At 39.0% G+C, this 25,108-nt stretch carries 26 protein-coding genes; 12 read left to right on the top strand and 14 right to left on the bottom strand.

Annotated elements, in window-relative coordinates:
• Positions 1-275: integrase core domain-containing protein (locus tag N518_RS16300; RefSeq protein WP_026444400.1), on the top strand; the 275-nt coding region annotated here is incomplete at its 5' end.
• A gap of 47 nt (positions 276-322) precedes the next feature.
• On the opposite strand, the gene N518_RS16305 is transcribed toward N518_RS16300, so the two are convergent.
• Both N518_RS16305 and N518_RS0111670 read right to left on the bottom strand, forming a co-directional pair.
• Entirely contained in the window at positions 323-700 is a 378-nt protein-coding gene (locus N518_RS16305; RefSeq protein ID WP_051531906.1) for a hypothetical protein, read from the bottom strand.
• A 668-nt stretch (positions 701-1,368) separates the two neighbouring features.
• The gene (locus tag N518_RS0111670) at positions 1,369-1,755 is read right to left on the bottom strand and encodes a hypothetical protein (RefSeq protein WP_005026105.1); all 387 of its coding nucleotides are present in this window, start codon (positions 1,753-1,755) and stop codon (positions 1,369-1,371) included.
• 706 nt (positions 1,756-2,461) lie between these two features.
• On the opposite strand from N518_RS0111670, the gene N518_RS0111675 reads away from it, so the two are divergent.
• Positions 2,462-2,671, top strand: a complete 210-nt coding sequence (locus N518_RS0111675) for a cold-shock protein (RefSeq protein WP_005026108.1) — start codon at positions 2,462-2,464, stop codon at positions 2,669-2,671.
• Between the two features lie 55 nt (positions 2,672-2,726).
• Here the strand turns inward: N518_RS0111675 and N518_RS0111680 are convergent, their stop codons facing one another.
• On the bottom strand, positions 2,727-3,665 hold the full coding sequence (locus tag N518_RS0111680; RefSeq protein ID WP_005026110.1) for a lauroyl acyltransferase: 939 nt from the start codon (positions 3,663-3,665) through the stop codon (positions 2,727-2,729).
• Between the two features lie 592 nt (positions 3,666-4,257).
• Positions 4,258-4,503, bottom strand: coding sequence for a hypothetical protein (locus tag N518_RS0111685; RefSeq protein ID WP_005020106.1), 246 nt, complete (start codon positions 4,501-4,503; stop codon positions 4,258-4,260).
• A gap of 740 nt (positions 4,504-5,243) precedes the next feature.
• On the opposite strand from N518_RS0111685, the gene N518_RS0111690 reads away from it, so the two are divergent.
• The 3 genes from N518_RS0111690 to N518_RS0111700 all read left to right on the top strand — a co-directional run bounded on the left by N518_RS0111690 (position 5,244) and on the right by N518_RS0111700 (position 7,312).
• Positions 5,244-5,513, top strand: a complete 270-nt coding sequence (locus N518_RS0111690; RefSeq protein WP_005020103.1) for a YARHG domain-containing protein — start codon at positions 5,244-5,246, stop codon at positions 5,511-5,513.
• Positions 5,514-5,531: 18 nt separating this feature from the next.
• Positions 5,532-5,945: an HIT family protein gene (locus N518_RS0111695; RefSeq protein ID WP_005020100.1), complete on the top strand. Its 414-nt coding sequence runs from the start codon at positions 5,532-5,534 to the stop codon at positions 5,943-5,945.
• A gap of 263 nt (positions 5,946-6,208) precedes the next feature.
• Positions 6,209-7,312 (top strand): porin, encoded by a 1,104-nt coding sequence (locus tag N518_RS0111700; RefSeq protein ID WP_005026113.1) that lies wholly within the window; start codon positions 6,209-6,211, stop codon positions 7,310-7,312.
• A 41-nt stretch (positions 7,313-7,353) separates the two neighbouring features.
• Here N518_RS0111700 and N518_RS0111705 read toward each other — a convergent pair whose 3' ends face one another.
• Positions 7,354-8,037, bottom strand: coding sequence for a YidB family protein (locus N518_RS0111705; RefSeq protein ID WP_005020096.1), 684 nt, complete (start codon positions 8,035-8,037; stop codon positions 7,354-7,356).
• 108 nt (positions 8,038-8,145) lie between these two features.
• Complete coding sequence (locus N518_RS0111710; RefSeq protein WP_005026115.1) at positions 8,146-8,622, bottom strand: DUF6231 family protein; 477 nt, start codon at positions 8,620-8,622, stop codon at positions 8,146-8,148.
• A gap of 33 nt (positions 8,623-8,655) precedes the next feature.
• Between N518_RS0111710 and N518_RS0111715 the strand changes: the two genes are divergently transcribed.
• Entirely contained in the window at positions 8,656-9,525 is an 870-nt protein-coding gene (locus N518_RS0111715) for a DUF2797 domain-containing protein (RefSeq protein ID WP_005026117.1), read from the top strand.
• Positions 9,526-9,609: 84 nt separating this feature from the next.
• Here the strand turns inward: N518_RS0111715 and lpxB are convergent, their stop codons facing one another.
• Positions 9,610-10,785, bottom strand: a complete 1,176-nt coding sequence (gene lpxB, locus N518_RS0111720; RefSeq protein ID WP_026444299.1) for a lipid-A-disaccharide synthase — start codon at positions 10,783-10,785, stop codon at positions 9,610-9,612.
• Positions 10,786-11,007: 222 nt separating this feature from the next.
• Here lpxB and N518_RS0111725 point away from each other — a divergent pair, with 222 nt between their 5' ends.
• The 5 genes from N518_RS0111725 (at position 11,008) to N518_RS0111745 (ending at position 18,167) form a co-directional block, all read left to right on the top strand.
• Positions 11,008-13,140, top strand: a complete 2,133-nt coding sequence (locus N518_RS0111725; RefSeq protein WP_026444300.1) for a TonB-dependent siderophore receptor — start codon at positions 11,008-11,010, stop codon at positions 13,138-13,140.
• 360 nt (positions 13,141-13,500) lie between these two features.
• Entirely contained in the window at positions 13,501-15,057 is a 1,557-nt protein-coding gene (locus N518_RS0111730; protein ID WP_005026123.1) for a PepSY-associated TM helix domain-containing protein, read from the top strand.
• Between the two features lie 436 nt (positions 15,058-15,493).
• Positions 15,494-16,372, top strand: a complete 879-nt coding sequence (locus N518_RS0111735; protein ID WP_005026125.1) for a sulfite exporter TauE/SafE family protein — start codon at positions 15,494-15,496, stop codon at positions 16,370-16,372.
• Between the two features lie 126 nt (positions 16,373-16,498).
• Complete coding sequence (locus tag N518_RS0111740) at positions 16,499-17,590, top strand: 3-deoxy-7-phosphoheptulonate synthase (protein WP_005020086.1); 1,092 nt, start codon at positions 16,499-16,501, stop codon at positions 17,588-17,590.
• 52 nt (positions 17,591-17,642) lie between these two features.
• Positions 17,643-18,167, top strand: coding sequence for a hypothetical protein (locus N518_RS0111745; protein ID WP_005026128.1), 525 nt, complete (start codon positions 17,643-17,645; stop codon positions 18,165-18,167).
• Here N518_RS0111745 and ispF read toward each other — a convergent pair.
• Entirely contained in the window at positions 18,155-18,649 is a 495-nt protein-coding gene (gene ispF / locus N518_RS0111750; RefSeq protein ID WP_005026129.1) for a 2-C-methyl-D-erythritol 2,4-cyclodiphosphate synthase, read from the bottom strand. The two genes, N518_RS0111745 and ispF, sit on opposite strands and share 13 nt — an antisense overlap.
• Before the next feature lie 98 nt (positions 18,650-18,747).
• Here ispF and N518_RS0111755 point away from each other — a divergent pair, with 98 nt between their 5' ends.
• Positions 18,748-19,401 (top strand): hypothetical protein, encoded by a 654-nt coding sequence (locus N518_RS0111755; protein ID WP_005026130.1) that lies wholly within the window; start codon positions 18,748-18,750, stop codon positions 19,399-19,401.
• Positions 19,402-19,477: 76 nt separating this feature from the next.
• Here the strand turns inward: N518_RS0111755 and N518_RS0111760 are convergent, their stop codons facing one another.
• The 6 genes from N518_RS0111760 to N518_RS0111785 form a co-directional block, all read right to left on the bottom strand.
• Positions 19,478-19,825: a four-helix bundle copper-binding protein gene (locus tag N518_RS0111760; RefSeq protein ID WP_005406264.1), complete on the bottom strand. Its 348-nt coding sequence runs from the start codon at positions 19,823-19,825 to the stop codon at positions 19,478-19,480.
• Between the two features lie 205 nt (positions 19,826-20,030).
• Entirely contained in the window at positions 20,031-20,762 is a 732-nt protein-coding gene (ispD, locus tag N518_RS0111765) for a 2-C-methyl-D-erythritol 4-phosphate cytidylyltransferase (protein WP_005026136.1), read from the bottom strand.
• Positions 20,725-21,117: a cell division protein FtsB gene (ftsB, locus tag N518_RS0111770; RefSeq protein WP_026055477.1), complete on the bottom strand. Its 393-nt coding sequence runs from the start codon at positions 21,115-21,117 to the stop codon at positions 20,725-20,727. The genes ispD and ftsB overlap by 38 nt, the downstream gene beginning before the upstream one ends.
• A 15-nt stretch (positions 21,118-21,132) precedes the next feature.
• Positions 21,133-22,422, bottom strand: coding sequence for a phosphopyruvate hydratase (gene eno / locus N518_RS0111775; RefSeq protein WP_005026142.1), 1,290 nt, complete (start codon positions 22,420-22,422; stop codon positions 21,133-21,135).
• Between the two features lie 45 nt (positions 22,423-22,467).
• Positions 22,468-23,325, bottom strand: a complete 858-nt coding sequence (gene kdsA, locus N518_RS0111780; RefSeq protein WP_005026144.1) for a 3-deoxy-8-phosphooctulonate synthase — start codon at positions 23,323-23,325, stop codon at positions 22,468-22,470.
• Between the two features lie 31 nt (positions 23,326-23,356).
• On the bottom strand, positions 23,357-24,997 hold the full coding sequence (locus N518_RS0111785; protein WP_005020067.1) for a CTP synthase: 1,641 nt from the start codon (positions 24,995-24,997) through the stop codon (positions 23,357-23,359).
• Between the last annotated feature and the right edge of the window lie 111 nt (positions 24,998-25,108).

Raw genomic sequence — 25,108 nt, forward strand, 5'->3', positions numbered from 1 at the left:
ACATTGATCACACGAAGACAAAAGCAGCTTCACCACAAACGAATGGGATCTGTGAACGCTTCCATAAAACAATACTGCAGGAGTTTTATCAAATTACATTTAGGAAAAAGCTTTATAGCACGCTAGAAGAGTTGCAGACGGATCTAGACGACTGGCTGAAATTCTATAATACTGAACGGACTCATCAAGGAAAAATCTGCTGTGGTCGTACACCATTTGAAACTTTACTTGATGGAAAACAAATTTGGGCTGAGAAGAATTTAGCTCAAATTTAACCTGACAGGCACAATAAAAATCGGGTAACTGTCAGATCAGGTTTGAGCTAGTACAGCAAGAACCAACTCATATAACTCCAGACAGAATGTTTTCTTCTAACTGTATTGTCACCAGAGATTCTAAGTTTTGGATAATTCAAGGTCATCGGGTTATGAATCTGGTTTCTGAACTCTTCAGCAGAAACTGCACTCTCTTCTATAAGATATTCATAAAAGCGATTTGCCTGTGATTTTTCCATATTCCGGACAAACTTATGTATATCTTGATCAAGTTCTGTCTGGGCTCGATGGAGTGGAATGGACTTTTCTTGAACCAGATATCCCGCAAAATCAGATTTAGCATAGATTAGTTGTTTTACTTCATTGCGTGAGACAGGTAAATGAATTTTTACGCCAAAGAGCTCACCAAAAAAGCTTTGTTGCATACCACACTCTCATTATTTAGATGGGCCATATGATACCCTTTTATGACTAATGAAAATCAAAGAATCCGAAAACTTATTGTAAACACTAACTTACTAATCTGTTTTAAGGTCAGAAGTTCTTATAAAATAAAGATTAATTTTCTATACGCATATACATTAAATTGTACTATTCTCATTTAAAGTAAGTGAGGCTAGACATTTATAAAATTTTAATGAACTGAATTTTCTAAAATTCTATAAGTCTATTGATTCTTGGCTTAGCTTACAGGAGTACAAATATGCACCCTACCTTTATTTTACTCTATCTCTTTAAAAAGAATGTATGAACACTCATGGTTAATAATAGTGAGGTCCTTCAAGATCTTTGTTATCGTCTTTATACAGAGACATTGAGCACACACCATTCCAGAGCAAATAGTGCTACGGATAAGTTAAATTTTCTGGCTGAAGCTCTAAAATTATTTTCTGAAATTGAAGTGGTGAAATGCTCTATTATGATAAAGACAGTAACTGTTATCTTTAAATTTAATTCACGGCGATATACGTTTTGGAGTGTAGAAATGCCAGAGATAGATGATAAAAATGGGTTTGTTAAGTACCTATCTCATCATTTGAAAGATATTTATAGTGATTGCAATAATATTGATTAATTAGCTTGCTTATTTTTGCTAGATTCGAAGATAGGTTGTTGTAGCTTCGCTATTATCTAAAAGTAGAGATTTTGGTTCTAAAGTAGGCTTCTCTTGAAATGAATCCACCACAATTTTATCGGTCAAGCTTTCAAATATTACTGCTAACCATAGTATAAATTCATCTTTTTGATGTCGACTAGGGATAAGACTTAAATCAAGTGTTTTACCATTGTGTTTTTCAATTTGCTCAATAAGTTCCTTTAAACTATTAAATTCATACTTACATTTGATATCTGTATTTCTGATTTCCCTTTTAAACTCTATTAGGAAAAGGCTCATGTCTTTAGAGTTATTACCCAAGAAACCATTTCTATTTTCAATCTTTCTATAAATTTCTTCAGCTATACGTAAACATGTATCCATCTTTTTTACTTCTATCTATATAAGAGACTTAGTATGAGCTGTTTAATCAACTTCATTGAGGTAAATATGTAATGATAAGACCCAATAGCAGTTTTATAAAGCGTAATTCTTTCCTGTATTTGTAATCCCATCTCATGTACACAAAACAGAATATAGCTCAAACCATGTAATGTTCACTTCCTATAATAAAACTTTATTTATGGCATTTTACGTCACTCATCTTATTCATATCTTCGATTGTTTCTGAGTCTTGGACTTGAATATTACACAACTTGCTTGCCCAGATCATCCTCAATACAGATATTTATGCTATACCTTAAGATCAGAGAAAAGCCCCATACCTGAAATTCATAGACTTAGGCCTTAGCATTTATAGTTGTCATACCAAGGGAGGTGATAAGTTTCCACATATCATTTTCATTGTTTAAATCTGATATAAAAATTAACTTCTTAAGAAGTAGCTGTTAATTAATACTATTTATCAAAAAAATAAATATATAATATAAAAAACTTGAATATTAATTATTTTCATGTATTATTGCCTTAACTAGAAAAAAGTCTTGTCCGGTAAATCTTCTTAAGTATCGCAGTTTTAGTCATAATTCTTCGTTTTTTTCAGATTTTAAGTTCCATTCTTTATTATTTTCAAAGTTATACTCAGTCATTAAAAACGACTAAAAATTATTAAAATTCAATAGGATTTATTATGTCTAATACTATCAATGGTACAGTAAAGTGGTTTAACGAAGCTAAAGGATTCGGTTTTATTCAACAAGAATCTGGACCAGATGTTTTTGCTCACTTTAGTGAAATTGCCAGCTCTGGTTTTAAAACTTTATTCGAAGGTCAGCAGGTATCTTTCAGTGTTGCTCAAGGTCAAAAAGGCCCTAATGCTGTAAATATTGTTGCTCTATAACACATAGCAAGTAATTAAAAAAAGCACCCTAGAGTGCTTTTTTTATTGTTTGAGATTATTTACTTCCATAAATCTTATCATAGCCATCAGGACGGGTTTTGAAGCGCCGGTGAAACCACATATATTGTGTAGGCGCCATACGTATCTGACGTTCTAATATTTTGTTTACTCTAGTGGCATCAGTAATTTCATCCTTACCCGGAAAGTCCTCAAGCTGTGGCTCCAGCAAAATATGATATTGAGGATTTCTAATATCTCCTGTTCTGTAAAAGTACAGAGGGATAGCTAAGGCATTTGATATTTGCATTATACGCCTATGGGCAGTTACTGTGGCGGCTTGAACTCCAAAGAAAGGGGCCATTACGCCCTGCTTGAGGCCAAAGTCCTGATCAGGACTATACCAGACTGCCCGGCCTTGTTTTAACTCCTTAATTAAACCTCGCATATCATTTTTTGAAATCTGGTTCTTGTATACCTTTGCTCTGCCCCGATAAATCAGCATGTCTAATAAAGGATTATTTTGAGGTCGATATACAACATCCAGTTCAAAGAACAAGCTGCACATATATCCCCCTGCATCTAATAAAGTAGTGTGAGAGCTTAAAAGCAGAATACCCTGACCCTTTGCATTTTCTATATGTTCAAGTCCCTGAATGTATACACGAGATTTAAACCATTTGGAAGCGTACCAAGCATTTAATGCCTCAAACAGGCCAATCAAGGCATTAAAAAATACTTCTTTTGCAGCCAGCTCGACTTCGTCTGGACTCTTTTCAGGAAAACAGATCTCCAGATTCCGGATAGTCGTTTGCCGACGGCTAGATAAAAATCTCCATGCAGGATTAGTGAGCAGTCTAGCTATCCTCCATTGAATGCACCAGGGCAAGACAGCTAAAAAGGAAAATATAAAAACTATTAACCAAATTGCCCAATACTTGGGAAGAAGAAAGGACCACTGAAAATCAGTCGGTTTATGTGAAGTTTTTATATTCATGTAAATATATTATTAAAGCTGAACCATATGATACCTGTTCAACAGATTAACAGTAGACCTATCCCGTGCATGATTAGTAAAGTTTTATAGGTCAAAGCTCGCCAAGGCATGAACATAATAGCCCTTTTCAACCTAAGAATAGCTACCTGTTTTAAAGCCTTACCGAACAATGGTTGTCTTTATTACATGAGTGCTGTATTGATGGGTATTCTTATAATTATTAGTGATAACATCAGTCTTAATGAATAAATTATCTTGGATACTAATTTTAGCAATTTTGGCGGTTTTAATAGTGGTTTTTTACCTGTACAAGGCAATGGAAGAAGATCCTGATTATCTATTTAAATTATTCGGATAACTATATAAATAAACTTTTTTCAAAGCTAGATCAAAAGATTCAAACTATCGAAGTTAAGCTTATCCAATTCGATACTCATCCCATCGTAAAAATGTATTTTGTATTACACTACTGGCTCGAATGGTGAGAATTACATCGAAGGTGTATTCATCACTAAAATACACAAGCAAATTAGAAAAGTTAAATAAAAAACACTCTAAAGTGCCTTTTTAAAGATATATCAAGTTCTTTATATTAACCTTGAGCTAAGGTTTTAATGAATAGAATTTTCTGAGATTTTTCAGTGGGGCCTTCAAATTTAAAATTAATTTCTTCCTCATATTTCTTACTCATTTCAGTTTCTACAATATTCATTCCACTAATATCAAATATTCTAAGGGCTTCACCTTCAGCAGTAATTCCATCTTCCTCATTAGCGATTAGAACTTTAAGATCCGGATCAAAGGTCTGTAATCTTGCGATCAATTGTTTAATTAACATAGTTCATTCTCAATTCTTAAAAATATAAACCAGTATTAACACTTTTCTATCTAACTTACTTGGCGATAAAAATTAGTTTTGTAAGCCAAAAATTTTTATCTGTATATCAGATTTTCTGTAATAGAAATATTTTGGTATATATTTTCGTCTATTGATACCCTTCAAATGTTAGGCCTCAACCCGTTTAGTACTAATCTTTCTGGCTATCTTAAGTATGGCCTTGTATTCAATGTCGATGTCTTGTTTAAAGTGGCCGCTGGGGTAAATCTAATAGTCTTCGCCAGCTCAGTCTGCCAATGAAAAGCAGGGCGAGCTGTTTTCAGCGATATATGGCATTACCTTTCCCTTTACTCAACTCAATACTTCTACTCTATTTGATTAAATTTATTTTCTAAGCGTTATATTGATTTGGTTGTATTGCCTGATAAGAAAAGAGAAATATAAACCTTTTTGCTTGTGCGCCTCAACATCATCAGATAATAGTAGTGCAAAGTAGCAGGTAAATAAACATACAAAAAGCGACGAGTAGCAAAACCTAGTAAGGTAAAAAGGGATATAAAACAACTTAAGTTAGTGTTTTTTATATTTTTTTAAAATTATTAGGATATGAAGTTTTTATACTATATGGAGTAATTATGGACTAGAATTACACTCGAGTAATTTTTAGTCATTGAATAAACACAAGTAGACCCGATATTGTGAGTATATTGATATACACTGCAGGTCTAGAGGAAACTCTTATGAAAAATTTTACTGTTGCATTATTTGCTGGTCTGATTAGCTTGGCAGGTATAAGTGCACAGGCTGCCACTCCGGAACAGGAGTGTCAAAAGCTCAAAAATGACTATAATGTTATTTACGCTTCTAAAGGCTTCTGTTTTAAAGATAAGGATGCAAAAGAGAAGTTTGGTAATGAAAACTGCTATACTTCAAAACCTAAATTCTCTGAAAAAGAGCAGCAACGTCTTGATGAAATTAAAGAGCGCCAGAAAGAGCTGAACTGTAAATAACTACTGAAAGGAAGAGCTATGGCTTACGATGACCAAAATATCTTTGCAAGAATTATTCGTGGTGAATTACCTGCAATTAAAGTTTATGAAGATGATCAGGTTCTTGCTTTTATGGATATTATGCCGCAAGCCGAAGGTCATACATTGGTCATCCCTAAAACACCGGCAGTTACATTACTTGACCTGCCAGCAGAAGCCGCTGCTTATAGTATTCAGATAGTACAGAAAATTGCAAAAGCAATAGAGAAAGCATTGAATGCCGAGGGAATTGTTTTAATGCAGCTTTCAGGCGCTGCTGCTGGACAAACTGTGCCGCACGTTCATTTTCATCTGATTCCAAGTTCAGTGCACCAGCTAGGTCGCCATGCGGCTGAAATAGGAGATCAGGAGAAAATTAAGGCTATTGCAGAGAGAATCCGTGCTGCTCTTTAAAGCCTTATTTTCAATTAAAACCTAATGGAGCTTCGGCTCCATTTTTGTTTAAATTTCAAAAGTATAAAAAATAATCTAATTCTTCTTTCCTCTTTTTATCCTTCATTAAACTGTCATTTTTCTTTCACTTCTCTGTCACACAGTTTGCAGATACTGCTTAGCAAGTTGGTGAGCTTATGTAACTTTTTGTACACAGGCAAACTATAAAAAAGAGTTAGCAAGGCAAATAGCCATTTTAAAGAATTGTTTTTGGAGAAATCTCAATGAAAAAATTGCTTCTCGCTGCTACAGTAGCAACTTTAAGCTTAAACGCAGCGCAAGCAGCGCCAACTTTGTACGGTAAAGTAAATGTCAGCGTTGACAGTTACGATAATGGCAAAGATGACAAAATTGAAGTTAACTCGAATGCTTCTCGTCTGGGGATTAAAGGCGAAGAAAAACTGACAGATCAGTTATCTGCAGTGTATCAGGCTGAATGGGAAATTGATGTAGATGGTGGCGATGATGTATTCAAGAAACGTAACATTTTTGCCGGCTTAAAATGGGCAGAAATCGGTACTTTAAGAGCCGGTATTATAGATACACCATTTAAAGATGCAGCAGGCGGTTATCGTGATGTATTTAATGATTATGCACACGCCGATATTAAAGAAATGATGTATGGTGAAGAGCGGGTTGAAAATGTGATCAGTCTTGAGACAGATCCGAAATTACTCGCCGGTGTAGTATTTGCCCTACAGGCTCAGCAAGGCGAGTCAAATACTGAAACCAACAAATATACAGACGGTGCTCGTGACAGCCTAGGAGATGGCCTTTCAACTTCACTATCTTATGCTAATAAAGATTATGGTTTTGAAGGTGTGATTGCTGGAAACTTTAAATCAATTGGCGATTTTGCTGCGGTTGGTCTTAAGGATATTCCTGCTGATGCATTCCGCCTAGGTGCCTCTTTTGACTTGGGTAAAATCGGTGTGCCAGGCCTGTATTTAGGGGCAATGTGGCAGACTGCTGAAATTTCGGATTATAATAATATCAAGCCCCGTGTAGTAACTGATGGTGTTGTTACCTATGCTGGAGATTATAGCAACGTAGAAGAAAAAGCATGGTTAATTTCTGCGACTTATAAACTTGCAAACACGCCTTGGACATTCAAGGCACAGTATCAGTCAGCAGACACTGACTATGCAGTTCTTGCAGGTGCGTCAGGTGACAGCTCAGTTGACCAGTGGGGAATTGGCGCAGATTACAAACTCAATAGCCAGGCTAAACTCTTTGCCAGTGCTGTTCAGCGTGAATGGGATAACTCCCCAGCTAAAGGTAATGCAGATGAAAGCGTATACGGTTTAGGTATGGAAATAAAATTCTAATTCTGGCAATTTAAAAAAAGGGCTATATGCCCTTTTTTAATTTAACGTTTCAGAAAACCGGAAACCATATTTAAAACATTTTGAATATCATTGTTGGCTTCCTGTTTGTTAGTCTTCTCACCTTGTGGAGTCAGCGCATCAATGATTTGTGGTAATACTGAAGAAATAGCACTGTATACATCCTGTTTAGGTGCATGTGTCTGTTCAGCAACTTTCTCGACTTCCTGATCATCAAATAAACTTTGTATATTTTGCTGCGGCGCATTTTCTTTATTGCTCTGGTTTGGGTCTACCCAGTTCTGTACCTGATTTCCAAGACCGGCATTACGCAATTTGTCTAATGCACCTTGAAGACCACCCTGCTTCTGAATCCAGGCTAGAACCAGTGGCAACACGGCGATCAATAAAGTTTTGGTACTGTTATTTCCACTGTTATGCGGTACTTCATTTTGAGTCTGGCGTGGTTGCTGTTGACGCTGGTTACCATGACCAAATTGCTCAAGTACTGAACCTAAAACGCCACCTAAACCGGATTGACGGCCCTGATTCTGGGTATTCTGATGGTTAGCCTGCGTATTCTGGCCACCGAGCTGACCTAGAACTGCTCCAAGAATTCCGCCGAGACCACTTGGCTGCTGCGTGTTCTGCTGCTGATTATTTTGTGGTTGCTGGTTTCCTAATGCCTGCTTCGCCAGCATTTCCACTATATTGGTCAAGTTGGTCATCACTTACTCCTTGAAAGTGTTATCTTCCTTAAAGCATAAGTGTACCCGACCGGGTGAAACAAAGTCTGATTTGTATATTTTTGCAAGATTTTATAAGTATATTGGCCCTTACCAGCGATATTTGTCCCAATTTTCCGGATTGGCCCAATATTTAGAGTTAAACCAGTCCGGTACGTGCTTATAGGTTAGAATATTGAATTGCCATAATGCGAAATCACTGCTGTTTTCTGTTCTCTCAACCAGTTGGATAAAACCTAAAGAGCGAAGTAACTGCTCATCCTGAAGACGGCCAACCACAATAATACGCTTCGCCATAAGATCACGTAATTTCACCAGAAGTCTAGAAATATCAGGCAGTTTTAATTCTTTGAATTCTGGACCGGTTAAAATGACCATTGCCAGATCATAACGTTCAGTAAAGGGCAGATTTAAAAACTCAGTTGCGTTAAAATAATACCATTGTATAGCCAGATGTGAATTATCTTGAACTATTTCAAGCTGCTGACCAATCGACAGTGTAGTATGGATGGGCTGTTCGGCAAATAGATCGTCTAGCATAGAAGTGATGACGTTGAGCTTGACCATAACTGCATCCTGAATTACGTGAGTGAGAATTATATGGAATTACAAGGCATTTGCCATAAAATGCATGCCGGTCTTAGCAAGCCAAGTGTAACTGATCAACAAACGTTAAAGGCAAATGTTGAGTACAAATTTACTCTGGACCGTTCAGAAATTGATCTTCCTTTTACGTTAGGGCAAGAAATTGAAATTGAATGGACTGGTAATATCTATTGCGTATCTTGCGGTGCAAAAACCAAGAAATCATTTTCACAAGGGCATTGTTTTAAATGTTTTAAAACCAAAGCATCCTGTGACATGTGTGTTTTAAAACCAGAAACCTGTCATTACCATTTAGGGACCTGCCGGGAAGACTCATTTGCCAAAGAAGTCTGTTTTCAGCCTCACATTGTATATCTGGCTAATTCAAGTGGTCTTAAAGTCGGCATTACCCGTACTGGTCATATGCCTACCCGATGGCTGGATCAGGGAGCGACTCAGGCCTTACCAATTTTTAGAGTCGGTTCACGGCGTTTGTCTGGGCATATTGAGGTAATGTTTGGTAGCCAGATTTCTGATAAAACAGACTGGCGCAAATTGCTTAAAGGCGAAGCGGAACCCGTTAACCTAATTGAAAAACGTGATCAGTTAATTGAAGAATTTGCACCTAAAATTGCCCAGATTCAGGATGAGTTCAGTCAGAATTTACACTTTAACGAGTCAATAGAGTTGCTTGATCAGGAACTACCACGTGAGTTTATTTATCCGGTTGAGCAATATCCTGAAAAGATCAAGTCACATAACCTTGATAAAACACTGAAAATTCGAGGAGTGTTACAGGGTATAAAAGGCCAATATCTTATTTTAGACACGGGTGTTATTAATATCAGAAAATATACGGGTTATGAATTAATTCTGAGAGCGTAAGTCTTTCATAAAAATAAACAGTACCATAATTTGAGTACGGTACTGTTTATTCAAGAGAGCGTCTGATCTGTTGATGGATAAAAGTTAATAAGACAGTACTTTCAGAATGGCCTCTACAGGATTTTCACTGTTACCGGCAAGTAGTCGCTTATGCATCGCAATATGTTGCATCACCTGAGTTTGTGCGACTTCTCTATTCATTAAATTTTCAATTTCTGTAGCTAACTTTTGTGGAGTGGCATCGGTCTGGATTAGCTCGGCTATAACTTTCTTACCTGCAATAATATTTGGTAGTGAATAATAGGGAATCTTAACCAATAACTTGGCAATAATATAAGTGAGCCAGTTCAGCTTATAAAAAGTCACCATTGGCCGATGTAATAGCATGGCCTCTAGTGTTGCTGTACCTGAAGCCAAGGCCACAATATCACTGGCATTCATTACCATACGGCCAATTTTGGAGTCAGTGCCGGTATTTTCTAGCACCTTAACCTGTGCCTTAAACTCAGCAGGATAATTTTCTAATTGTTCTTCAATCTGAACTTTTCTTGCTTCATTTATAGCAGGTAATAAAAATTCAATTTTAGGATATTTCTGATAAATAATCTGTGCAGCATCAAGCACCAAAGGACCTAGACGCTCGATTTCTCCACGACGGCTGCCGGGTAATAGTGCAATATGCTGTCTGGCCGGGTCGAGTCCTAACTGCTGTTTGGCTACAATTAGGGGATTATCTAAAGGTAACTGACTTGCCAAAGGATGCCCTACAAATGCAGCAGGAACCTGATAACGCTCATAAAAAGCTTTTTCGAACGGGAACAGGCAAAGCACCAGATCAATAGACTGCTTGATTCCGTGCACACGGCCCTGACGCCATGCCCACACTGATGGGCTTACGTACTGTACCGTTTTTATTTTAAGTTGTTTCTGTTTCAGACTTTTAGAAAGCCGCAAATTAAAATCTGGAGCATCAATTCCAATGAAAATATCTACAGGTTTCTGGCTCCAGCGTTCAACAAGTCCATCACGTACAGCAAACAGCTTTTTCAGATCTTTTAAGACCTCAACAATTCCCATAACTGACAGAATATCCATTGGATAATAGCTCTTAAAGCCTTCTGCCATCATTTGTGGCCCACCAATCCCTTCAAATTCAGCTTCTATCCCCTGCTCGCGAAAACTACGAATCAGCTTGGCACCTAAAGTATCACCAGAAACTTCACCTACCACTATACCAATTTTAAGTTTCCGATTTTCCAAGAGTTTTATCTCCATTATAAGACCAAGCTATTTTAACATAACCCTTTTAGATTTAATTAGGCTCACTGTATCCGCATCTAATTTATTCCGATTACACTCTTTAAAAAATTTAAACTTCCTTTTAGAAATTCAAAAATTATCTAAATAATCTATTGTTTACCAATTGTAAATCACCACAACAAATAATAATATAAATGATAATAATTTTCATTAACCAATATTATGAATTCTCATTTAAACGCCAGTTATTTTAAACTTTCTCTCCTTACTCTGGCATTATTAAATGTACAAGCTGCTCTTGCAGCAGAGGCTTCAGATACCCAGGCACTTCCTGTTATTCAGCTGCAAGCCAATACTATGAGTAGCCAATCTTCTGAACAAACGCAAGCCTATATAGTCAAGGATTCAAACAGTGCTACCGGGTTGAATCTGAGTATTAAAGAAACTCCACAAACAGTGAATGTGGTAACCCATCAGCAAATTAAAGATTTCAATCTGACCGACGCACGTGATGTTTTAGCAGCAGTACCAGGTGTAGTCGTGTCCAGTCAGGAAACTAACCGTACTACTTACACAGCACGCGGCTTTGATATCAGTAATTACCAGATTGATGGAACAAACCTTCAGTTAACTGGTAGTGATTATCAGAATGGAGATATAGATACATTTTTATATGACCGGATTGAAGTCGTGAAAGGCTCAAATGGCTTAACTTCTTCTACGGGTAATCCCTCTGCAACTGTAAATTACATTCGCAAACGGCCAACTATAGACACCCGGACACAAGGCTCTATCAGTTATGGATCTTGGGACACAGTTCGGGGTGAAGCAGATATATCAGGCAGTTTAACTGCTGATGATCGTATACGCGGACGAGTAATGCTGGCACAGGAAGCCGGAAACTCCTATCTGGATCATTACAGCCAGGAAAAAACTGTTGCCGGGCTAATTATTGAAGCTGACCTGACAGAACAGACACTCTTAAGCACAGGGTATAACTTTCAGAAAGACCGGCCTAATGGAAACAACTGGGGCGCCCTTCCCATGCTGGATAGTGAGGGGAAATTATTAAACTATAGCCGTAGTTATAATCCGATGCCGGACTGGGTACACTGGGATATGGAAAAACAGAATGCTTTTATAGAACTCAAACATCAGTTTAATGATAACTGGAGTATAAAAGCCAGTTATAACTATGCCGAACAAAAAGAAGATGGAGCCATGCTGTATTTTACCGGCGTTCCAGATCGGGAAACAGGACAAGGGGTCAGTGAATATCCCTCAGCTTTCATAGAAAAAAACCAGAATCATGATATTGATATCAGTATATTAGGAAAATATTCGTTATTTGGTCAAACTCATGACCTGATGGCCGGCAGCAGCTGGTCCAAAAATGATGTAAAACAGAACTCAAGATATATTGCAAACCGTAGCAGACCAATTCCTGACTGGTTCAATTATTACAACAATACTTATCCAGACTTTATTGACGATACAAACAATCCGGCTAATCAGGCAGATTATACGCAGGAACAGAAACGTGTTTATGCAGCGACACGTTTACATTTGGGAGATAAGTTAAAAGTCTTGGCGGGTGCTAATTATACTGATGCTACTTCAAAAGGCCAAAATTACGGCGACTCAACCAATTATAGAGATTCGAAGGTGTTGCCTTATGCAGGGATCACTTATGATATTGACCCAACTTATACAGCATACGCAAGTTACAGTACGATTTTTAAACCGACTTCAAAACTTGGTCTAGACAAGCAGATTTTAAAACCTACAGAAGGAAGCTCCTATGAACTTGGTATTAAAGGTTCATGGTTCGATGATCAGCTCATTGTCTCTAGTGCTGTGTTCCGCAACGAATATGACAAATTTCCAGTTTATGAAAAATGGGATCAGGCTAACTTATACAGTCAACAAAATATTAAATCACAAGGTTATGAGTTTAATATTGCCGGTCAGCTAACTGACCAGCTGAATATATCAGCCGGTTATGTACAGCAGAACATGAAAGACCGTAATACTGGAGCAAGAACCCGTACCTTTGTACCTGAACGCACCTTTAATGTACTTACCAGTTACACGGTTCCGCAATTTCCCCAATTAAAAGTAGGCGCAAATCTGGTCTGGCAAGATAAAATCAGCCAGACAGATAAAAGTAATCTGATACAGGACAGTTATGCTTTACTTGATCTAATGGCCAGCTATGAATTAAATGACCATGTCAGTTTTCAGGCCAATGCAAAAAATATTACCAATGAAAAATATTTTAATTCTCTAGAATATGGCCAGACTTATTACGGTGCGCCCGCTAACTATACAGTCGCGGTAAACTTCAAATATTAATAGTAAACAGTTCAGCTCTCTAAAGAGCTGAACTGTTTATTTTATATATAGAAAATGATGAGAAGCAGATTGAATTTTTTACAGAAGACTTATCCATACTGTGCAGCTTTTTATCGAACCCTGCTAGCCTTTATAGCGGGTTATATATTTATGGCCTATCTAGCTTATGATCTAGCTCACTTATTAAGTTTTTATTTTCCAAAAGCCGAATCAATTTACTTGGCGGCAATCACTGCGATTTTACTGTATTTGGTCTTCGTTATTTCGAGTTTTTGCATTAATTGCCTTTGGAAGTTAACCCTGCTGAGTCTCATCAGCTGCGGCTTTTTCTATTTTATTTCGCTTTATACAGGTTAAATTATGCAAAAATCTATCCGGCAATCGATGGCATCTTTGCATTCTTGGACCGGTCTTTTACTAGGCTGGCTATTGTTTGCTATTTTCCTGATGGGTTCTACCGCCTATTACCGCCATAATTTAAATTTATGGATGCAGCCTGCACTGGCTCAGATTCAGGTAAACCAGGCAACAGCATTAAATACTGCATATCAATATTTACAGAACGAAGCATCCGACGCTAAAACCTGGTATCTGGAAATAGCAACTCAAGAAAAGCCGTTTAACAAAATGTACTGGCAGAAACAGGATGGCAGTTATGGTAGTGCTTTATTAAATCCAGCCACTGGTCAGGAATTAAAACTCTCCGGAACCCAAGGCGGTGAGTTTTTCTATCTTTTCCATTTTCAGCTGTTTGGTATTCCGGTACTCATTGGACGTCTGATTGCGTGTTTTGCTGCCCTGATCATGCTGATTGCCCTTATTTCCGGTATTATCACTCATAAAAAAATACTGACTGATTTCTTTACTTTCCGTACTTTTAAAGGCCAGCGTTCCTGGCTTGATTTTCATAATATCTGCTCAGTCATTGCACTCCCCTTTTTTTTAACCATTACTTTTACTGGTCTGGCTATTTTGTTTTATTTATATCTGCCATGGAGCCTTGAAAAATTTTATCCTGAAAACAAATACCAGTACTTTGAAGAAATCAATCAGAAAATTTTAACAAAGGCAGATTATCCAAAACCTGCTGCGATGCTTCCGATCCAACAAGTTCTGGCTATTAGCCAGCAGCAATGGGGTATTACAGATTATGCACGACTAGAGGTTAAGAACCCAAATACTACTTCTGCAAAAATAACTCTGGTTCAGTCTACTGACTATTCGATTACCCGCGATGCACCACAATTAACAGTAAACGGTATAAGTGGCCAGATTATAACTGATACAAAAAACCGTAGCGCAATAGCCACACTTAACTCAGGTGTCTATGGTTTGCATATGGCAACTTTTGCCCAGCCTTTACTACGGTTCGCTTTATTTTTTTCAGGCATACTGGGCTGTTTGATGATTGCCTCTGGTTTATTGTTATGGAGTTTAAAGCGACATCTACAAAACAAGACTCAAGCCTTTCATTTGGGCTTTTATTTGGTAGACCGGTTAAATGTGGCTACTTTTATAGGTCTTCCTACAGCTATGCTGTGTTATCTCTACGCTAACCGTCTTGTAAGCGTCCAGCCAGGTGGCACAAATTATGAAATTTATAGCTTCTTTATCAGCTGGCTGATCCTGTTTATTCTAGCGATAATGACTAAAAAACAATGGTTATGGAAAATACAGCTTGCTATTTTCATATGTCTCGCTTTTAGTCTGCCAATTTATGATCTTTATTACTTGAGTCAGCAAAATTATATTTCAGGATTATCGCACTATTGGAACTTTCTCAGAATTGACCTGATGCTATGGCTATTTGCTTTTTTAGCCTTCTTTATTTATCGCAATATTGAACCGATACAACTTAAAAGCAGCCAGAAGCTTTCTGCCAAAATTATAAGGAATACCCAAGAGGTTAATTCATGACATTGTTATTAGCTTTTTTTATGCTATTTGCCTGCTTTTATGGATTTTATCTTAGCAGTTCAAAGCAGCTTGCCAAGACTCTTAGTTCTAATAAGGCTTTTCTTGTAAAATACCCCTTATTGCTCAGGTTATTTTGCAGCCTTTTATTTATATCAGCAACCTACTTCATTATCCGTAGCTATCATCTATCCATTGGATTTATTAGTGTCTGGATTTTCGCTTCCCCTATTTTATTTTTCATGATCTTGACAATAAATGACTTAAAACCGAATGGGAAATATCAAAGAAGATCATGAAAATGCTTTATTAGCGTATCTATACACCAAAGTCATCATCGAGCTTAGCGTTTTTTTGCATAAGTAAATCATTAATCGTCACAACTGCTTATATGAAAAAGTCATAACATAGACATGTTTTATTATATTGGCATGAGTTAATGGTTGGTCCTCTAGAATTCATTTTGGCTGGTGTACTGGTTGGTTTTTGTGTAGGTATTACAGGTGTAGGTGGTGGTTCATTAATGACACCTATTTTAATCAGCTTGTTCAGGATCGAACCCCATATTGCGATTGGTACCGATTTGCTCTACGCAGCAATTTCAAAATTCTGCGGCTCACTGGTCCATGCCAGAAAATTAAATATTGTCTGGCCCATAGTTCTCTGGCTGGCATTGGGGAGTATTCCAGCATCTTTTGCGACCCATTGGGTGCTTGAGCACTATCTGAGCCAGTCCACTCACTATAAAGCTGTCCTTACCACAGTTTTAGGGTTTATGCTGACTCTGACTGGTATTTCAATTATTTTCCGTGCGCAGATTGAAAAATTCTTTAGCCGTTTTCGTAAACCTGAAGTTTCTGGTCAGGAACAAGCGCTGTTTGCTAATCCGCGCCGCCGCTTTTATATTTTATTTATGGGTATCGTACTGGGTATATTTGTTACCCTCTCTTCGGTAGGTGCTGGCGCTTTTGGCATTATGGCATTGATTCTTATGTTCCCTAATTTGCCAATGATCCGGATTATTGGTTCCGATGTAGTTCATGCAGTATTGCTAACACTGGTTGCAGGCTTAGGCCACATGAGTTCGGGAAATGTCGATTTCACTCTATTAATGTGGTTACTGGTCGGTTCCATTCCAGCCATTATCGTTGGTACATTAATCAGCTCACGGTTACCTGAACGTATTATTCGCAAGATTCTGGGAATTACCCTGTTTGCTTTAGGTATCAACTTTATGTTGCATCCGGTTAAAGCCAAACCAGTAACTACTTCAGAAAGCGCAGTCATTAGTACTGTTGAAAAAACACACAAGATATAATTAATTCGTAAAATGAATTGCTTTTTCAGGCTTTAACAGAGTTTTTGTATAGCAATTCATCACTTAAATCATGTTATATTCAAGTAACTATAACCACTTCTGTATGAACAATCACCAGTGACGGCAATGAATACACTACAGTCTAAAACAGTATCCCCTTCAGATATCAGTGATGTAAATGTGAAAAGCATTCAACCACTTGTAACTCCTGCAACACTGAAAGAAGAACTTCCTTTAAGTGAAACGGCTTATCAAACCGTCATGAAAGGCCGTGAAACTATACGTAATATTTTAGATGGTATTGATAAACGCCTGTTTGTCGTGATTGGGCCTTGTTCAATTCATGATACGGTAGCTGCACATGAATATGCTGACCGCTTAAAAGTCTTGAGTGAAAAAGTTCAGGATACTCTTTATATCGTTATGCGTGTTTATTTTGAGAAACCACGTACTACTGTAGGCTGGAAAGGTCTGATTAATGACCCGGACATGGATGACTCCTTTAATATTGAAAAGGGTCTTCGTATTGGCCGCCAGCTGTTACTTGAACTTAATGAAAAAGGTTTACCTTGTGCAACAGAGGCCCTTGATCCGAACTCGCCACAATACTATCAAGACCTGATTTCGTGGTCTGCTATCGGTGCACGTACTACAGAAAGCCAGACCCATCGTGAAATGTCTTCCGGCTTGTCTTCACCTGTAGGTTTTAAAAATGGTACTGACGGCGGCCTGACAGTAGCTACCAATGCCATGCAGTCAGTTAAACATGGGCATAGCTTTCTGGGCCTGAATGAGAATGGCCAGGTTTCTATTATCCGTACTGCAGGTAATGCTTATGCACATGTAGTACTGCGAGGTGGTAATGGCAAGCCGAACTATGATGCTGGTGCTGTGGCTGATGCGGAAATGACTTTAGCTAAAGCCAAGGTTAGTAACAAGATTATGATTGATGCCAGTCATGCCAACTCGAACAAAGATCCGTATTTGCAACCGTTGGTTTTAAAAAATGTGACTGAGCAAATTATTGATGGGAACAAGTCAATTGTCGGTGTTATGGTCGAGAGTCATCTCAAGGGTGGCCGCCAAGATATTCCTGCGAAACTGGATGACCTTGAATATGGCAAGTCAGTCACAGACGGCTGTATAGACTGGGAAACTACCGAAAAGACCTTACTTGCCATGCATGAAGCATTAAAAGACGTTTTACCAAATCGTTAAACATTGAGACGCCATCATCATGATGGCGTTTTTTATATAGGATTTGTACCATATGAATGAACTAGAATATGCTTTAAGCCAGATCCCATATTTTGATTATGTTCATGAGCGCCTGTTTTGCTCAGGTCAGTTGACTGCAGAAAATCTCGAACAAATCAAGGCTTATGGTTGCTCGACCATTATTAATCTTGCCTCTAGTAAAGCTGAAATGGCACTTAGAAATGAAGATCAGTTGTGCCTGGACCTTGACCTCAACTATATTCACATTCCTTTAGATAATGAACGCCCTTCAGCCAATCAGGCTATTCTGGTTCTAGAGCTGATTAATCACTTGGTCTGTGAGCAGATAGTGTGGCTGCACTGTGCTGATAACCGGCAATGTAGTGTGCTCATGTACTTATATCGACAATACTTTATGAATATAGATATGCCTACAGCACAAGAGTATTTGCACAGAATCTGGGAACCCGATGATACCTGGACCGGATTAATTCATGCGGTTGCCTTACAACTTCAAGGCCGCAAAGCAACACGCGAACTGGAACAGTCACTAATGCAGGTTCGTCAGTTTGAGTAAAGTAAAAGTAAAACTGTAGCAGTCGCCAAAATGCCTTCCTGACGGCCAGTAAATCCCAGCTTCTCAGTAGTTGTAGCTTTTACACTAATTTGTGAAATATCTGCATTGAGTACCTCAGCAATGCTCTGCCGCATTTCAAGATTATATTTGGCCAGTTTCGGGCGCTCACAGGCTACGGTAATATCAGCATTACCCAGCATATAACCTTCCTTTAAAATTAAATCATATACATGCTTGAGTAATATCCGGCTATCCGCACCTTTGAATTCATCGTCAGTATCCGGAAAATGCTGTCCAATATCTCCTAGTGCCAGTGCCCCCAGTAGAGCATCAGCTAATGCATGTAAAACTACATCGCCATCTGAATGAGCTTTTAAACCATGAGTATGTGGAATCCTGACACCTGCCAGATGAACAAATTCACCCTCTTCAAATGCATGCACATCAATGCCTTGGCCGATACGGAACTGCGGTCTTAACATGACTGTTTCCTTATAAATAAATCTTAGATCAGTTGTATTTTAGCTTGTGATTTCGCTATATTACGTAAGCAAACTCTATAGCAAAAGTATAAGCGATCATGTTATTGAATACCGAGTTTCCTCACATTAAAATAATAGGATCATTATTTGTAGCGACCTGTTTATGGTCATCAATGGCCGTAGCTCAAGCGTTACAGTGTACATCTGATATTACTGCGCCTGCTTTAAAGCGTATTTGCTCAGATAAGTTCGACTCCGAACGTCAAATGCTAAATAATAAATATCTTACAGCCTACCTGATTACTGATGCTCCGGTCCGTTTACTTCAAGACACACATCTGACTTGGCTAAATCGTATGCAACAGTGTAAAAGTAATGACTGTTTTAAACAGCAGTTCGAACTGCGTATGGATGATCTGGACATTTATACTTCAATGAATCAGAGTTTAACCCAGCATTATTTAAAATATGAAAATGGCTTAATTGCGAAACAGCCTGTACATTTACAGGTACACCAACTCTCTAAAGACAGAATCAAGATTGAGGGAATTGCATACCGCAACCCGAATAATCGTAAAGAGACCCAAAACATTGCTTTTCTCGCTTACACCACTCCCGAGAACAAGCAGGAAATTATCGATAATGAACATGATTGTAAATATAATTTTAACTTTCAGAAAGCCTTGCTTACAGTAAGTTCACAGCAGAAAGGTTGTGAGCGATTCAACGGTATTTACCGTTTATACGACTAAACTTTGTAATTTCAGATTAATACTTAAATAAAAAAGCCCGGACTACTGAGACCGGACTTTATATTTCTAAAACTTATTAATCAATAGGCATTTCTGAAGCGCGACAGATTTCTGCACACTGCTCGCAGGCCTTAGCACAATGCTGGCAATGCTGATCTTCATGTGAACCACATTCTTCAGCACAACGTTCACATGCCTGAGCACATAGCGCCATCACATTGTCTAAAAGTGCCGAGCCTCTGATTTCATAGCTGATACAAAGACGGCATAGCTCCACACAATCTAAACAGCGACGGATACATTCACGCATCATGCCTACCATTTCTTCCTGCAAGCATTCTGCTGCACAGGTTTGACAAGCGATAATACATTCAGTACAGGCCCGAATTGAAGCAGAGGCCTGTGAATAAACCGGATTAGTCATTGTTTCATCTTGTTGTATTGGCACTTTCCACCTCATTCACTATTTATGAGCCTTTTAAGTATTTCAGGAATGCAGAAAAGGTAGAACCATCTACAGGTAATGAATTGTGCCTTTTTTTAAACAATGGGTAAGCTTATGAAATATTCAGCTGTAGTATCAAAATTTAAGAATAAAAATTAATCCATTGAATATAAATATAATAATACTAAGAAGAAGCTGTATTTTGAGATTCAATAATCAGCTTGGCCAGCTCAAGATCATCCGGATAAGTAATTTTTATATTGTCCGAACGCCCCATTACTACTTGAACAGGATATCCGGCATGTTCAATTGCACTGGCTTCATCAGTAATTGTGATCTGGTCGGCCAATGCTTTTTCAATCGCAGCTTTAAGCAATCCTAGTCTGGCAAGCTGTGGAGTCTGGGCTTGCCATAAGCATTCACGGCTTACTGTTCTGGTAATTTGCTGTTTATCAGATACCAGTTTTAAAGTATCCCGTACAGCTATAGCAAGAATAGCGCTACAGTTCTGTTTGATAGCGTTCTCAACCAGATTTTGCAAGCTGCTGAACTGGACACAGGGACGCGCTGCATCATGTACCAGTATCAGATCATCTTCATCAGCAATATTACTTAGATAATGGAGAGCATTGAGTACCGAATGCACCCTTTCTTGCCCACCCAGACAAAAGTGAGCTTTCTCAGCCTTTACTAAAGGTAAAGTTCGAGCAACATCATCATGTGCACTAACTGCAAGTACATATCCGGCTAAATCTAGCTGATTTAACCGACTAACCGTGTGTTCGAGTACAGTTTGCTGCCCAATTAACTGGTATTGTTTAAGTTCATGTTTAGAAAAACGGCTGCCTGAGCCAGCAGCAGGAATTACCGCCCAGAGTTTAGGGTATTTCGGTAACAGGATCTGGTTCTGACTCATTGGTTCTTAAATCAACCTTGGCATTAGGATCAATATAAATGGGTTTATATTGAGTACTGATTGTACTCATCTGTACAAAAGTTTCATGGGGCTTGATCAGACCGAGGTCTAAACGTGCATGTTCCTCAATGGCTTCAATACCATGTTTGAGGTCATACACTTCCGCTGCTAAAATGCGATTTCGCTCTTTTAATTCTTGATTAATATCAGCTTGTTGTTGGATTTGCTGAGTCAGAGTCTGATGAGGGAAATAGCCCCCCTCACCAAACCAGAAGCGGTACTGCAGCACGACAATCATAATGATTGCCAGTGCTAGCAATACTTTGCTCGAAATTGAACCGAAAACTTCTTTCATAAAAGCCATGAAAAGTTAGTTCAATCCTTTAAATTCAGCTTTACCACGGTAAACTGCTTTAGTAATTTCTTCAATACGTAGTAATTGATTATATTTTGCTACGCGGTCAGAACGGCAAAGTGAACCGGTTTTAATCTGGCCCGCTGCTGTACCTACGGCAAGATCTGCAATAGTAGAATCTTCAGTTTCCCCTGAACGGTGAGAAATTACAGTCGAGTAACCATTTGCTTTAGCAAGATAGATTGCGTCGAGTGTTTCGGTCAAAGTACCGATCTGGTTATATTTGATAAGGATAGAGTTAGCAACCTTCCCATTAATACCACGCTGTAGTATCTTCGGATTGGTTACAAACAGGTCATCACCTACTAACTGAATCTTGTCACCAAGAATAGAAGTCAGGTAAGACCAGCCTTCCCAGTCAGACTCGTCCAGGCCATCTTCAATCGAGATAATTGGATACTGATTTACCAGACCTGCAAGATAGTCAGCAAACTGGTTGCTGGTGAATGCCTTATTGCCCTCACCTGCAAGGATATATTGACCATCTTTATAGAATTCTGAAGATGCACAGTCCAGCGCCAGCATAATATCAGAACCAGCTTTATAGCCAGTTTGCTCAATTGCTGAAAGAATTACAGTGATTGCTTCTTCATTTGAACGAAGGTTTGGTGCAAAACCACCTTCATCACCTACTGCAGTATTTAAGCCTTGTTTCTTTAAAACTGATTTTAAAGAATGAAAAATTTCTGCACCAGCACGCAGGCTCTCAGCAAATGAGGTAAAGCCCACAGGTTCAATCATGAATTCCTGAATATCAACAGTGTTATCTGCATGAGCGCCACCATTTAAGATATTCATCATTGGAACAGGCATAGTCAAAGTTTTCTGGCCACGCAGGTCTGCAATGTATTGGAAAAGAGGAATTTTCTTTTCATCAGCAGCAGCACGGGCAGCGGCTAAAGATACAGCCAGAGTTGCGTTAGCACCTAGTTTTTCTTTATTTTCAGTACCATCTAAAGCGATCATTGTATTATCAATGTCTTTTTGTTCGAATACTGATTTACCCAATAAAGCATCACGGATTAAAGTATTAACATTATTAACCGCAGTTTGAACGCCTTTGCCCAAATAGCGTGCTTTATCGCCATCACGCAGTTCTAAAGCTTCACGAGAACCAGTTGAAGCACCAGATGGTGCACATGCACGGCCAACTACGCCGGATTCCAAGATTACATCAGCTTCGATGGTTGGGTTACCACGAGAGTCCAAAATTTCACGTGCACGGATGTCAACGATTTGGCTCATGAACAATTCCTCAGTTGAATGAATAACAAGATGCAAGCAGCAGCATCAATGGGTATCTAATTTTTTGAATCCTTTAACCAAAGTATCCAATTCTTTTAATTGTGCTAAAAATGGCTCTAGCTGGTTCAGACGCAACGCACATGGCCCATCACATTTGGCCAGTTCCGGGTCAGGATGTGCTTCCAGGAATAAACCCGCAAGTCCTGTAGCCATACCAGCACGTGCCAATGTGGCAATCTGGGCACGACGGCCGCCCGCAGAATCGGCACGGCCCCCTGGCGTTTGCAAGGCATGGGTTACATCAAAAAATACTGGAACATTCATTTCTTTCATAATGTCGAAGCCCAGCATATCAACCACAAGGTTGTTATAACCAAAAGCTGAACCACGTTCGCACAAGATCAGTTTGTCATTGCCGGCTTCCAGACATTTATGCAGAATATGACGCATCTCATGGGGTGCAAGAAACTGGGCTTTTTTAATGTTGATAATAGCTTGGGTTTTTGCCATAGCTTCAACTAGATCCGTCTGACGGCTCAGGAAAGCCGGCAGCTGGATAATGTCGGCAACTTCTGCAACAGGAGCCGCCTGATACGGCTCATGCACATCAGTGATGATCGGAACATTAAAGTGTTTTTTAATGTCACCTAACCACTCGATCCCTTTTTCCAGGCCCGGTCCACGAAAAGAATTCAGGCTTGAACGATTCGCCTTATCAAAACTGGCTTTAAAGACATATGGGATATCCAGACGTTTACAGATATCGACATAGGTTTCGGCAATTTCGAAAGCAAGATCTTTGGATTCAAGTACATTCATACCGCCGAATAATACAAACGGCAAATGATTTGCCATTTGTATATCGCCTAAACGTACAATTTCTTGTGGTTTTAGTAGTGCCATTTAAACTTCCTGGTTTATTTCCTGAACAGTCTTATTTACGCTTCTGATACTGCTGTTTCGCAGCCCCGATAAAGCTAGCAAATAATGGATGACCATCACGTGGTGAACTTGTAAATTCCGGATGGAATTGTACTGCAATAAACCAAGGATGCTCAGGGATTTCAACAGTTTCTACTAAATGCTGTAGTGCAGAATAGCCTGAGATTTTCATACCCGCCGCTTCAATCTGAGCAATAAAGTGATCGTTCACTTCATAGCGATGACGATGACGCTCGCTAATTTCAGCTGCAGCATAAATATCACGGATTTTAGTTCCTGCAACCAGTTCAGACTTTTGAGCACCTAAACGCATGGTGCCACCAAGATCAGATTCAAGACTACGCTGCTGAAGTTCACCACGTTCATCTAACCATTCAGTAATCAGGCCAATAAGCGGGGCTTTAGTTGAACGGTTAAATTCTGTAGAAGTTGCATCAGCAATATTGGCAACGTGACGCGCAAACTCGATCACTGCAAGCTGCATACCCAAGCAGATACCGAAGAATGGAATCTGGTTTTCACGGGCATACTGAATGGCTTTCATTTTTCCTTCAGTACCACGCTCACCAAAACCGCCCGGAACTAAAATGGCATCAGCGGTGGCAAGCACTTCATTCACATCTTCAGCTTCAAGCTTTTCAGCATCTACATAGTCAATCTGTACTTTAACGCGATTTTGGATACCCGCATGAAGTAATGCTTCATTCACAGATTTATAAGCATCTGGAAGTTCAACATATTTACCAACCATGGCAACACGAACAGTAAATTCCGGATTCAGTAAAGCTTCAACTACGTTATCCCAGTCAGTCAGGTCTGCTTCTGGAAGATCGTTATAACCGAAACGTTCACAGATCAGGTCATCTACATTCTGTTCATAGAAGTTACGTGGAATCTGATAGATAGAACGTGCATCTTTGCACACTACAACTGCACGTGCTTCAACGTTAGTGAAGAGTGCAATTTTACGTTTGGTGTCAGCATCTACATCATGTTCGGTACGACAGATCAGAATATCGGGCTGAATGCCGATAGACAGCAATTCTTTTACAGAATGCTGGGTCGGTTTGGTTTTAAGCTCTGCTGCAGACTTAATATAAGGCAGCAGTGTCAGATGCATGAGCATGGTACGCTTATGACCAAGCTCGACCATTAATTGACGCACTGACTCCATAAATGGTAGTGATTCGATATCACCCACCGTACCGCCAATCTCAACAATTGCTACGTCATAACCTTCACCTGCACGGAGTACACGTTCTTTAATATTGTCAGTAATATGCGGAATTACCTGAACCGTACCACCCAGGTAGTCACCACGGCGTTCTTTATTTAGAACATCCTGATAAACACGTCCTGAAGTGAAGTTATTCAGTTTGGTCATTTTTGCACGACGCAGGAAACGCTCGTAATAGCCCAGATCAAGGTCAGTTTCAGCCCCATCCTCTGTAACAAAAACTTCACCATGCTGGAATGGGCTCATAGTGCCTGGATCGACATTGATGTATGGATCCATTTTGACCATGGTGACTTTTAAACCACGAGCCTCTAAAAGTGCTGCTACTGAAGCTGCTGAAATACCTTTACCTAGTGATGAAACCACACCACCAGTCACGAAAATAAAATGGGTCATTGAGTTTCTCGTACAATCGAGCCGAATTCGGCCTGCAATGTTGCGCAATTTTACTTTACTCGGCACCTATAAAGCAAAGTCATTCCGCATCAATTCATAGAACAATAAACA

The sequence above is a fragment of the Acinetobacter sp. UNC436CL71CviS28 genome (assembly GCF_000620525.1).
In the GTDB taxonomy this organism is placed as follows: Bacteria; Pseudomonadota; Gammaproteobacteria; order Pseudomonadales; family Moraxellaceae; genus Acinetobacter; species Acinetobacter radioresistens.